Annotated in this window: 11 protein-coding genes and 1 rRNA gene; all 12 read right to left on the bottom strand. The window is 70.6% G+C overall.

All coding sequences use genetic code 11. The annotated features are described in order from the left end of the window. Positions 1-161: 161 nt before the first annotated feature. On the bottom strand, positions 162-1,541 hold the full coding sequence (locus ACZ6R9_RS25605) for a DNA polymerase IV (protein ID WP_465540567.1): 1,380 nt from the start codon (positions 1,539-1,541) through the stop codon (positions 162-164). Positions 1,542-1,595: 54 nt separating this feature from the next. Further along, positions 1,596-2,309 carry a SanA/YdcF family protein gene (locus tag ACZ6R9_RS25600; protein WP_380487298.1) on the bottom strand — a complete coding sequence of 238 codons (714 nt, stop codon included), beginning with the start codon at positions 2,307-2,309 and terminating at the stop codon, positions 1,596-1,598. 72 nt (positions 2,310-2,381) lie between these two features. Beyond that, the gene (locus ACZ6R9_RS25595; RefSeq protein ID WP_380487161.1) at positions 2,382-3,059 is read right to left on the bottom strand and encodes a MerR family transcriptional regulator; all 678 of its coding nucleotides are present in this window, start codon (positions 3,057-3,059) and stop codon (positions 2,382-2,384) included. 337 nt (positions 3,060-3,396) lie between these two features. After that, entirely contained in the window at positions 3,397-3,870 is a 474-nt protein-coding gene (locus ACZ6R9_RS25590) for a bifunctional nuclease family protein (protein ID WP_043908895.1), read from the bottom strand. Between the two features lie 88 nt (positions 3,871-3,958). After that, a complete protein-coding gene (gene ftsR, locus ACZ6R9_RS25585) occupies positions 3,959-4,699 on the bottom strand; it encodes a transcriptional regulator FtsR (RefSeq protein ID WP_380487296.1) in 741 nt (246 codons plus the stop codon). 65 nt (positions 4,700-4,764) lie between these two features. Beyond that, positions 4,765-5,307, bottom strand: coding sequence for an FHA domain-containing protein (locus tag ACZ6R9_RS25580; protein ID WP_380487159.1), 543 nt, complete (start codon positions 5,305-5,307; stop codon positions 4,765-4,767). 505 nt (positions 5,308-5,812) lie between these two features. Next, positions 5,813-6,715, bottom strand: coding sequence for a DUF881 domain-containing protein (locus ACZ6R9_RS25575; protein WP_465540564.1), 903 nt, complete (start codon positions 6,713-6,715; stop codon positions 5,813-5,815). A gap of 63 nt (positions 6,716-6,778) precedes the next feature. Continuing rightward, entirely contained in the window at positions 6,779-7,111 is a 333-nt protein-coding gene (locus ACZ6R9_RS25570; RefSeq protein WP_043908904.1) for a small basic family protein, read from the bottom strand. Beyond that, positions 7,108-8,094, bottom strand: a complete 987-nt coding sequence (locus tag ACZ6R9_RS25565; protein WP_465540562.1) for a DUF881 domain-containing protein — start codon at positions 8,092-8,094, stop codon at positions 7,108-7,110. The genes ACZ6R9_RS25570 and ACZ6R9_RS25565 overlap by 4 nt, the downstream gene beginning before the upstream one ends. Positions 8,095-8,289: 195 nt before the next feature. Continuing rightward, entirely contained in the window at positions 8,290-10,785 is a 2,496-nt protein-coding gene (locus tag ACZ6R9_RS25560; protein ID WP_380487154.1) for a sugar phosphate nucleotidyltransferase, read from the bottom strand. Between the two features lie 124 nt (positions 10,786-10,909). Then, a complete protein-coding gene (locus tag ACZ6R9_RS25555; RefSeq protein ID WP_380487152.1) occupies positions 10,910-11,521 on the bottom strand; it encodes a CDP-alcohol phosphatidyltransferase family protein in 612 nt (203 codons plus the stop codon). Positions 11,522-11,622: 101 nt separating this feature from the next. Next, a 5S ribosomal RNA gene (gene rrf, locus ACZ6R9_RS25550) occupies positions 11,623-11,705 on the bottom strand; the annotation flags it as partial.

The raw sequence follows: 11,705 nt of genomic DNA, 5'->3' as shown, positions 1-11,705 counted from the left end.
GAGGAACTGCGCGAGACGGAAGACACCCACCGCACGATCGCGCCCAATCCGAACCGGGCACCCAGCCAGGGGCGCGAGGAACTGCGCGCCCAGCCACCCCAAACCCCCACTCGCCTCCCCACCCCACCCCCGAACCCTCGTCCGCGCCCCCAGCAGGCGGCCTACCCCTGAACCGCCGGAGGCCTGAGCGGGAGCGCCCCCGAAGCCGACAACCCCTCGTCGTCCACCGCAAACGTCCGCACCCGCCCCGGCTCCGAATACGGCGTCTCGAACCGCACCGTGACCCGCCCGACCCCGCTCCCCTGCACCCACCCGGGCCCGAACTCCCGGTGCGTCACGTCCTGCCCCGGCCACCACCGGCGAACCGCAGGCTCGACGGACACCTCGGCCTCATCGGCCTCCTCCCCCAACTCCTCTTCCTCCCGCTCCGCCTTCTCCTCCCGCTCCGCCTGCGCGAACAAGTCCTCCTGCGTGTAGTCCGCGAGCTGAGCAACGCCCACCCCCAGCAGCCGCACGCCCCCCGTGGTGTCCACCTGCCCGGCCAGGCGCCGCGCCGTCGCCGCGATCACCGCCGGATCGTCCGTCGGCCCACCCAAGGTCTCCGAGCGGGTCAGCGTCGAGAAATCGAACCGCCGCACCTTCAACACCACCGTCCGCCCGGAGCGCCCGGCCGCCCGCAACCGCCGCACACACCGCGCGGCCAGCTGGTCGATCTCGCGCAGAATGCGCTCCCGATCGGCCAGATCGACCTCGAACGTGTCCTCCACCGAGACCGACTTGGCGTCCCGGTCCGGCACCACCGGCCGCTCGTCCCAGCCCAGCGCCATCTGGAACACGCCCGCGCCGTGCGCCTTCCCGAGCAGCCCGACCAACTCCTCGAACCCGGCCTCCGCGAGATCCGCCACGCTGGTCAGCCCGGCCCGCCGCAGTGCCTGCTCCGTCGCGGGCCCGATGCCAGGCAGCGCCCGCACCGGCATCGGTGCCAGCACGGCCTGCTCCGAACCGGGTTCGATCAGCACCAGCCCGTCCGGCTTGGCCTGCTCGGAGCCGATCTTCGCCATCAGCTTGGACGCGGCGGCGCCCACCGAAGCGGTCAGTCCGGTGCGCTCCACGATGTCCGCCCGCAGGTCCTCGGCCAGCGCCAGCACCAGCTGTGCTCCCTCGGCGGGCGTCGCGGCGGCCAGCGCCGGCCCGTACGGCCCGGCCTCCAGGTCGACGAACGCCTCGTCCAGGCTGAGCGGTTCGACCAGCGGGGAGCGCTCCCGCAGCAGGCCCATGACGATCTCGCTGTTGGCCCGGTACGCCTCGAACCGGCCGGTCAGGAACGCCGCGTTCGGGCACAGCCGGCGCGCCTGCGCCATCGGCATCGCCGAGTGCACGCCGAACTTCCGGGCCTCGTAGGAAGCGGTGGAGACCACCCCGCGCCCGCCGAGACCGCCGACGATGACGGGCTTCCCGCGCAGGCTCGGTTTGGACGCCTGCTCCACGGCCGCGAAGAAGGCGTCCATGTCGAGATGAATGATGCTCGGGACGGACCGCACGGCTCGATCATCCCGCGCCCCACCGACAATCCCCTGCGGGGGCGGCCGCGCCGCTCAGCCTCGCGCCGCGTCGGCCAGCGCCCGGGCCACCCCGTCCTCGTGCTTCCCGAGCAGCGCGGGGTCGGGCCGCACCAGCACGTTCAGAAACGCCTTCGCCGCGCTGCCGATCTCCCGTACCTCGCCGTAGTGCCAGGTGGTGTCGTGCCACTCCTCCACGCCGACCCCGGACGACTCGATCCCGGCGGCCCGGCACAGCGCCAATGCCCGCCGTACGTGGAAGGTCTGGCTGATCAGCACCGCCTTGTCGACGCCGAAGATCCGGTGCGCGCGGGTGCAGGAGTCCCAGGTGTCGAAGCCCGCGTAATCGCCGACCACCCGAATCTCCGGCACGCCGCGTTCGATCAAGTAGGCCCGCATCGCGTCGGTCTCGTCGTACTCGACGGTGCCGTTGTCGCCGGTCACCAGAATCGCCTGCACTTTGTGCGCCCGGTACAGCTCGAGCGCGGCGTCCAGCCGGTGCGCCAGGTACGGAGAGGGCTTGCCGTTCATCAGACCTGCGCCGAACACCATCGCCACCGGCGCGGCCGGCACGCTCTGCACGGTGCCGATCTTGTGGGACTGCGTCACGAACAGCCATGCGTTCGGGGTCAGCATCAGCACCGAGCACGCCACCAGCGCCTGGAACCAGCGCCGCTGCCCACGCCTGCTGCCCCAGCCGGGCGGCCGCCGCGTCAGCAGCCACCGCCAGCGCCGCCCGAGCCCCCGCATGATCATTCGCACACGGGAGTGGACGAACCACCGGCCCGACCGGTTCCCCAGGAGGGACTCGCCGCCGCGCCGTCAGACCGCGCGGTTGCGCCGCTGCGCCAACTCGTCCGCCGGGTCGTGGCCGAGCAGCGTCTCACCGGTGTCGGTGCGCTCGCCGTGCAGCCGCCCGAGCGTGGCCTCCAGCTCCTGCCAGACCGCGCCGACCGCGATGCCGAACACGCCCTGGCCGCCGTTCAGCAGATCGACGACCTGCTGCGGCGAGGTGCATTCGTAGACCGTCGCGCCGTCGCACATCAGCGTCAGCCCGGTCAGGCCGGCCTGGTCGGCGGACTGCAGGTGCGTGACGGCGACCCGGATGTTCTGCAGCGAGACACCGGCGTCCAGCAGCCGCTTGACGATCTTCAGCAGGAGGATGTCCCGGAAGCTGTACAGCCGCTGCGCGCCGGCCGGGTAGGTGGAGCGCACCGAGGGCTCCAGCAGCCCGGTGCGCGCCCAGTAGTCGAGCTGGCGGTAGGTGATGCCGGCGGCCGCGCAGGCCGTGGGGCCGCGGTAGCCGACCAGTGCGGAGGTCGGGGTGAGCCGTTCGATCGCCGGCTGCCCGGGCTGGACGGCCGGGAAGCGGCCGACTCGGGGCAGCTCGTCACCGTCCGGTTCGGGCCACCGGGGCCGCCCGATCGGACCGCGGCCGGCGCGCGGCACGTGCACCGCGCACAGGGCTCCGGAACGCGTCTCGTCGCCGGTGCCGCTCATCGCCAACCTCCGTCCATTCCGCTTCAAGGCCCCTGTGGCCCCGCACGGACCCGACGGGCCCAGGCTGCGGGCGGCCCGTCCGGCGGGCCGTCACCTGACGGTAGGCAGTCGCCCAAGCACCGTCAACGATCGCCACGCCGGGGCCTCGCACAAACTTCACCCCATCGAGTGGTTATTCGTGCCCCAAGCGCGGGTAGCGAAATGGATTTCTACCACAGCCGAGTTGCGACCGACGGCCCGCCCCGCTAGCAGAGCGTCCACCCCGGGTGACCGAACGCCACCGGATGCCATCGCCCGCCACCGACCGCCGACCACTACGGCCCACTGCGGCGCGGACCTACTGCGGCCCACCGCCGAAATCCTCCGGCGAGACCTGGTCCAGGAACTCCCGGAACTTCTCGACCTCGTCCTCCTGCTCGTCCGGAATCGAGATACCGGCCTCCGCCAGCACCTCCTCGCTCCCGAAGATCGGCGTGCCGGTGCGCAGCGCCAGCGCTATCGCGTCGGAGGGGCGCGCACTCACCTCGGCGCCCCCGGAGAACACCAGGTCCGCGTAGAACACCCCGTCCCGCAGGTCGTTGATCCGCACCTCGGTCAGCTGCTGACCGAGCGCTTCCAGCACGTCCTTGAACAGGTCGTGCGTCAACGGCCGCACCGGAGTCATGCCCTGCTGGGCAAAAGCGATCGCGGTGGCTTCCCCCGGCCCGATCCAGATCGGCAGGTAGCGGTCCCCGCCGACCTCCCGCAGCAGCACGATCGGCTGGTTGGAGGGCATCTCCACCCGGACACCCACGACGTCGAGCTCATTCACACCAGCAACCCTATGGCGCGCGCCCCCGATAGGAAAGCGCAGCAGGCAGCGGCCACCATGATCCGGACGCCGCCCACCGGCCGCCCGCTCAGGACCGGGCCCGCAGCCCGGCCTGAACCATCGCCGCGTGCAACCGCACCGACAAGGTCGCCAACTCCCGGGCCGTCGCCTCCGCGTGCGCGCGGGTCTGCGGATTGCGGTGCCGCCGCAACGGCGCCACCACCTGCTCCACCAGCGAAACCTCACGGTCCGCCGCCGCCTTCATCGCCCGCAGGTGCCGCGGCTCCAGACCGAACCGGCCCAGCTCCGCCACCAGCCGCGCGATCTGCAGGGCCTCCCCGTCGTACCCGCCGTCCGGCCCCGGCTGCACCAGCCCGTACGACTCCCACTCCACGAGCTCCCGCTCCTGCGCCTCCGCCGCCGCGATCAGCTCGGCCCGGCCCAGCCGCACCCCGCCCGCCGAGGACGACCCCGCCAGCTCCCGGTCCGCCTCCTCCAGCGGCCCCGGACGCGCCTCCGCCGCCGGCAGCGCCGGCGGCTGCTCACCGCGCTCGATCGCGTCCAGGTGCTCGCGGATCACCCGCAACGGCAGATAGTGGTCGCGCTGCATCCGCAGCACGTACGCCAGCCGCTCCACGTCCGCCGCCGAGAACTTCCGGTAGCCGGACGGGGTGCGCTGCGGCTCGACCAGGCCCTCCGCCTCCAGAAAGCGGATCTTCGAGATCGTCACCTCCGGGAAGTCGTCCCGCAGGAAGGCCAGCACCGCGCCGATGGACAGCAGTTCGTCACCCCGCCGGCGCGCCTCGCCCGCGCGGCGCGAAGCCGGCACGGGCGAGGCCCCGAGGGACGGGGTCGGAATCTGTGGGGTCACTCGGGCTCCAAACGGAGAAGTGGTCAGTACCCCCGGTGGTGACTGGCGAAGAACACCAGCCGGTACTTACCGATCTGCACCTCGTCGCCGTTGCTCAGCAGCACCTCGTCGATCCGCTCCCGGTTCACGTAGGTGCCGTTCAGGCTGCCCACGTCCGCGACCGAGAAGCCACCGTCGGGCTGCCGGCGGAACTCCACGTGCCGACGCGACACCGTCACGTCGTCCAGGAAGATGTCCCCCTGCGGGTGGCGACCCGCCGTGGTCACGTCCGAGTCCAGCAGGAACCGGCTCCCCGAGTTCGGGCCGCGCTGCACGATCAGCAGCGCCGAACCCGGCGGCAGCGCGTCAATCGCCGCCATCACCTCGGCCGACAGCGCCGGAGTGGCACCCGTCGACGTCGCGGTCGGGTCGTACGACTCGAGACCGGAGATCGAAATGGTCGACGTGGTCTCCACCGCGCCCTCCGGGAAACCGCCGCCACGCAGCTGAGTACCGCAGTTCGAGCAGAACCGGGCCTGCGCCGGGTTCTGGTTCCCGCACCGCGGGCACGGGCTGGTGCCAGCCATGTTCACAGCCTCCTGGCGCGGCACACCCGACGTGGGGTGCCCGGCGTAGGTGTCCGGGGCAAACCCTCCACCGGAGGTTGAGGGTCCTGTCGGGAAACCTATGCGCGGCCCGCCCGACGAATCAACCGACGCGCCGTAACCCGCATCGAACTGCCCGGTCGGCACGCCGGCCCCCTGGGTCACGTCCTCCCGGTACAGCGGACGCTGCCCGTCCGGCGCCGGACGGGCCGGCGGCACCCCGCCGTCCTCCTGCCGGTACCGGGCGGTCGGCGCCTCCGCCGCCGCCTGCTTGTTACGGCCGAAAAGCTTCGAGAAAAAACTCACGGGCGAATCCCCTTGCGTGTGACAGAACCGCCCGCGGGGCAGGGTTCAGGGCTCGGTGTGGCGGTAAGCCCGGCATCCGGCCGGAAACTGACGATCGACAAGACCCAGTGTCGCCGACCCCCTGCGGGCACCCACCACCGGGGGCGACCCGCAGCTGACGAACCGTACGGAGCGCGCCCCGTCACTTCGCCGCCGGCTTGCCGTACTGCAACGGCCGCGGGGTGGCCAACATGTCCACCACCACCTTCTGCTGCTGGACGATGGTCGCCCGCGCCTGCTGCTTCTCCAAGCTGCGCACCACACCACCGGGAATGTTCAGCGCCGGAGTCAGATCCTGCGGGTTGCCCACGACGGTGAAGCGGAACGGCTGCGACACGTTCTTCCCGTCGATCCGCACACCGCCACCCGACGCGTTGTCGGTGAAATGCGTCCCGGCCACCACGCGCACGTCGTTGATCTGAATCGCCTCCGCCCCCGCCGCTCGGAGTTCCTGCAGGGTGTCCAGCAGCATATCCGCCTTCACCTGCCCTTGGGGATCATCGATCGTCAGCACGATCCCCGGACCGGTCGCCTTCTCCGTCCCCGCCAGCACCCCGAGCTCGGCCGCCTTCTTCCTGGTCTGCTCCTGCGCCTCCTTGGCCTGGTTGGACGAGTTCTCCAACTGCGCCAAGGACTGCTCCAGCTGCGTCTTCTCGAACTGCAGACGCTGCTGACGGCCGTCCAGTTCGTCCAGGATCCGCACCAGGTCCTCCTGCCGCGCCCCGCGCAGCTGGCTGTGGTCGTTCGTCGACCGCACCTGGATCGCCAGCGCCAGACCCAGCGCGAACAGCAACAGCGCCACCACGAACTGACCGCGCGACACCCGGGGCGGCCACAGCGCCGCCTTCAACCGCGTCCGCCCGTCCGAGGGCAACGCCACTGGCACCGGAGCGGCCGCCTCACGCGCCGCCACCGGCTTCTCCGCCACCGGCTCCAGCTCCACGACCGGCTCCGGCTCCGGCTCCGGCTCCGGCTCCGGCTCCGGCACAGCCTCGGGTTCCGAAACGGGCTCCGGCTTCTCGACCGGCTCCTTCGGTTCCTCCACCGCAACCGGCTGCTCCGGCTGCTCCGGGCCCTTCGGCTCCTTCTCCTCGCTCACAACCGCTCCCTAGGCCCTGAACACGTGCCGACGGATCGCCGCCGCGTTCGAGAAGATCCGGATGCCCAGCACCACCACCACGCCGGTGGACAGCTGCGAGCCCACGCCCAACTGGTCGCCCAGGAACACGATCAGCGCCGCCACCACCACGTTCGACAGGAACGACACCACGAAAACCTTGTCGTCGAAGATCCCGTCCAGCATCGCCCGCACGCCGCCGAACACCGCGTCCAGCGCCGCCACCACCGCGATCGGCAGATACGGCACCACCGCGTTCGGCACCTCCGGCTGCACGAACACACCGACGACCACGCCGATCACGAGACCCAGTACGGCAATCACGGTGTAGCTGCTCCTGTTCCGGAGGGAGTGGACTTCACGGTCGAACCCGGGGACTTCGACGGCCCCGACGAGGTCGGCGACTTCGGCTTCGCGGTCGGCGACGACGGCGCCTGCGACGACGACTGCGGTGCGGACGACTGGGACGGCGCGGACGACGGCGACGGCGACTGCTTCCCGGCCACCCGCAAGGTCACGCCCAACGCGGCCGGCAGCGTCAACGACTTCTGCGCGGACACCGTCGAGCGGATCCCGTAACTGTCCTGAATGACCTTCAGGTAGTGGCCGCCCTCGTTGTCCTGGAACGCCTGCGCCAGCCGCGGCCCGTCCCCGATCGCCAGCAGCGTGTACGGCGGCACCAGCGGCCTGTTGTCCACCAGAATCGCGTCACCGGCCGCCCGAATCGCCGACAGCGCGGTCAGCCGCTGCCCGTTCACGGACACCGCCTCCGCGCCCGCCAGCCACAGTCCGTTCACCGCGTACTGCAGGTCGTGGTCCTGCACCCGGCCCTTGTTGCCGAAACCCTCCGCGTTCCGCGGATCGCTCACATTGCCGCCACCACCGACGCCGGGCGCTTCCTCGATCACCAGCTTCACACCCGGACCGGTGATCTCCCCGGTCCCGGCCTGCGCCGCCAGCCGCGCCAACCCGCCGTCGTCCCCGGACTGCAAGGCCTGCGCCTGCGCGTCCTCGACCTTGTCGCGGTCCTCCTCGACCTGCCGCTGCAACGCGTCCGCCGCCTTGTTGGCGTCGTTCACCCGGCTCACCAGGGCGTCCCGCTCCTTCGCCAGGACCGGCGCCGCCTCCTGCGTGTTCACCGCCCCGACCGTCACCACCGTCGCCGCCAGCGCCAGCCCCAGGGCCAGCACCAGCCGCCCCTTCGCCGTCGCCGGCAGCCGCGACCGGCCCTCCGCCCCGCGCGCCCGGGCCGCCTCCGCGTACCCGTCGTCCAGCGAGTGGTCCATCACCGTGGTCAGCAGGGACATCGATGCGTCCGGACGGCGGAATCGCCCGTCCGGGTCATTCGGCGTCGACGTTGCTGGCATGCGCCACATCGTTTCACGACCCTGACGCGGCCCACGACCAGCCCCCGGGCCCGCAGGACGGTATCGGCACACGATCGTGACAAACGCCCGGTGGGGACGGACCCGCAGGCCCGTCCCCACCAGAACATCTCCGCACTACCTCCCGGCGCCGTCCACGACCGTCGCCCACTCGTCCAGCAGCCGCGCCGTCGCCTCGTCGTCCGGGCCCTCCGCCCACAGGTGCGTCACGGCCTCCGCCGGGTCCGGCAGCACCAGCGTCCACCGGCCGTCCGCCTCGACCACCCGCACCCCGTCCGTGGTGTCCAGCTTGCGATTGCCCGCCGCCTCCACCACCGAGCGCATCACCATGCCCTTCGCGGCCCACGGCGTCGCGATGTCCCGCTTCTGGATGTGCGCCTGCGGGATCCGCGCGTCGATCTGGCTCAGCGTCAGCTGCGTCCGTGCCACCAGGCCCACCAGCCGCACGAACGCCGCCGCGCCGTCCAGCACCCCGGAGAACTCCGGCACCACGAAACCGCCGCGCCCGTCGCCACCGAAAATCGTGCCGTCCGCCGCCGCGGCCTTCGCCAGGTCGTCCGGCGAGGTCGTGGTCCAGATCACCTGGGTGCCGTGGTACGCCGCCACCTGCTCGGCGATCCGGGTCGTCGTCACCGGCAGCGCCACCTGCCCGGCGCGGCGCTCCGCCGCGACCAGGTCCAGCAGCACCAGCAGCGCCCGGTCGTCCTCGATCACCCGGCCCTGCTCGTCCACGAAGGACACCCGCTCACCGACCGGGTCGAACCGCACCCCGAACGCGGCCCGCGAGGACGCCACCAGCTCACCCAACCTGGCCAGCGCCGCCCGCCGCTCGTCCGCGCCCTCGGTCGGCCGCGCCTCGTCCAGGCCGCCGGCCACCGTCAGCGTCTCCACCCCGAGCCGGCCCAGGATGCTCGGCAGCACCAGCCCCGCACTGCCGTGCGCGGCATCCACCACCACCTTCAGCCCGGCCTCCCGCACCCCGGTGGTGTCCACCGACCGCAGCAGGTTCGTCGCATACGAGTCGAACACGCTCGCCGGGTGCAACAGGTCGCCGATCTCGCCCGGGAACGCCCGCCGGAACTCCTGCCGCGCGTACACCCGGTCCAGCTTCCGCTGCCCGGCCTGCGACAGATCCGCGCCGCGCTCGTCGAAGAACAGGATGTCCAGCGAGTCCGGCACCCCCGGCGTGGTCCGCAGGAAGATCCCGCCCGCACTCCCCCGCGCCGTCGCCTGCCGGGCCACCGGCATCGGCACGTTCTCCAAGTCCCGGACGTCGATCGCACTGGTCTGCAGCGCCGAGATCATCGCCCGCTTCAACGCCCGCGCACCCCGCGAGTGGTCACGCGCGATGGTGACGGTGGCGCCCTTCTTCAGCGTCGTCGCATATGCCCCCGCCAGCCGCACCGCCAGCTCCGGCGTGATCTCCACGTTCAGGATCCCCGACACCCCGCGCACCCCGAACAGGTGCTCCTGGCCGCGGGACTCCCAGATCACCGAGGTGTTGACGAACGCGCCGGCCTCGATCGTCTTGAACGGGTACACCCGGACGTTGCCCGCGATGATCGACTCCTCGCCGATCAGACACTCGTCACCGATCACCGCCCCCTCGTCGATCCGCGCCGCCTGCATCACGTCGGTGTTCTTCCCGACCACGCACCCGCGCAGATTCGACTGCGGCCCCACGTACACGTTGTCGTGCACCACCGCCTTGTGCAGGAACGCCCCGCGCTTCACCACCACGTTGGAGCCCAGCACGGTGTGCTCACGCAGCTCCACGCCGGCCTCGACCTTGGCGTAGTCACCGATGTACAGCGGCCCGCGCAGCACCGCCTCCGGGTCCACCTCCGCCCCCTCGGCCACCCACACGCCCGGCGAGATCTCGAACCCGTCCAGCTCGACGTGGACCTTCCCCTCCAGCACGTCCGCCTGGGCCTTCAGGTAGCTCTCGTGGGTGCCCACGTCCTCCCAGTAGCCCTCGGCGACATAGCCGAACACCGGCTTGCCCTCCTTGAGCAACCGCGGAAACACATCGCTCGACCAGTCGACCGGCTCCCCCGCCGCCACATAGTCGAAGACCTCCGGCTCCATCACGTAGATGCCGGTGTTCACGGTGTCCGAGAACACTTGCCCCCAGGTCGGCTTCTCCAGGAACCGCTCGACCTTGCCCTCGTCGTCCGTGATGGTGATACCGAATTCCAACGGGTTCGGCACCCGGGTCAGGCACACCGTCACCAGCGCGCCCTTCTCCCGGTGAAAGGCAATCAGCTCGGAAAGATCAAAATCCGTCAGCGCATCACCGGAGATCACCAAAAACGAATCGTCCCGCAGCGCGTCCTCGGCGTTCTTGACACTGCCGGCCGTCCCCAGCGGCGTTTCTTCGTTGGCATAGGTGAGGTGCATCCCCAGTTCCTCACCGTCACCGAAGTAGTTCTTCACCAGCGACGCCAGGAACTGCACAGTCACCACGGTGTCAGGGAGGCCGTGCCGCTTCAGCAACCGCAGCACATGCTCCATGATCGGCCGATTGGCGACCGGCAGCAGCGGCTTGGGCATGCTGGAGGTCATGGGGCGGAGTCGAGTGCCCTCCCCGCCCGCCATCACAACGGCTTTCATACGGGTGCGTCCTCCTTCGCGGTGGTGAACCCCTGCGGGTCCATCAAACCGGTCCGACGCATGTCTACCCGGAAGAAATGATCCGACTCACCGTGGAGGCCGTGTGAATCGTCTCAGGCTGATCTCAAACAGCAGCCGTACGCTCCGCCTGCAAGATCTGCCGAGCCTGCACGGCATACAACGCGCCGGCCAACCAGTACAGCGTCGTCCCCCACCAGATGAACGCCCAACTCACCACTTCCGCAACCTGGTGCACCCACCCGTCACCGACCCCCAGCAGCAGAAGCGGAAACGCGTACATCAGATTGAACGTGGCGGCCTTCCCCAGAAAACTCACGTTCAACGGCCCGTAACCCGCCCGGTTGAGCCGCAACAGCACCACCCCGACAAACGCCTCCCGGGCCACCAGCAGAGCCGTCAGCCACCACGGCAGGATCTCCCGCCACGTCAGCCCCACCAGCGTCGACAGGATGTACAACCGGTCCGCCGCCGGATCCAGCAACTGCCCCAGCCGGCTGATCTGCCCCCACCGCCGAGCCAGCTTCCCGTCCAGGTAGTCGCTGACCCCACTCAGCATCAGAACGACAATCGCCCACCCGTCATTCTTCGGCCCCCCGAAGACCGGCCACAACACCAACCACAAAAAGATCGGCACGCCCACCAGCCGAGCCATGCTCAGCAGATTGGGGATCGTAAGGACCCGGTCGGTCTGGACGCGCGTCTCCTGGACCTCCACTGTGCGGAGCCTCCTGTGGTACCAACGACAAAGTGTGCGGAATCGACCTTACAACAGAAAAGCCCCCTGACATCCCGTCAGGGGGCTTCTCCAGAAGAATTGTTCGGCGGCGTCCTACTCTCCCACAGGGTCCCCCCTGCAGTACCATCGGCGCTGTGAGGCTTAGCTTCCGGGTTCGGAATGT

This window comes from Kitasatospora sp. NPDC048662, from assembly GCF_055587065.1.
Note: the sequence above shows the minus strand (reverse complement) of the source record. Positions and strands in the feature narration are given on the sequence as shown.

Bases quoted from the DNA above. Each gene is read 5' to 3' on its own strand.
- ACZ6R9_RS25600 (WP_380487298.1), bottom strand. From the start codon at position 2,309: ATGCGGGGGCTCGGGCGGCGCTGGCGGTGGCTGCTGACGCGGCGGCCG.
- ACZ6R9_RS25595 (WP_380487161.1), bottom strand. From the start codon at position 3,059: ATGAGCGGCACCGGCGACGAGACGCGTTCCGGAGCCCTGTGCGCGGTG.
- ACZ6R9_RS25580 (WP_380487159.1), bottom strand. From the start codon at position 5,307: ATGGCTGGCACCAGCCCGTGCCCGCGGTGCGGGAACCAGAACCCGGCG.
- ACZ6R9_RS25565 (WP_465540562.1), bottom strand. From the start codon at position 8,094: ATGTCCCTGCTGACCACGGTGATGGACCACTCGCTGGACGACGGGTAC.
- ACZ6R9_RS25560 (WP_380487154.1), bottom strand. From the start codon at position 10,785: ATGAAAGCCGTTGTGATGGCGGGCGGGGAGGGCACTCGACTCCGCCCC.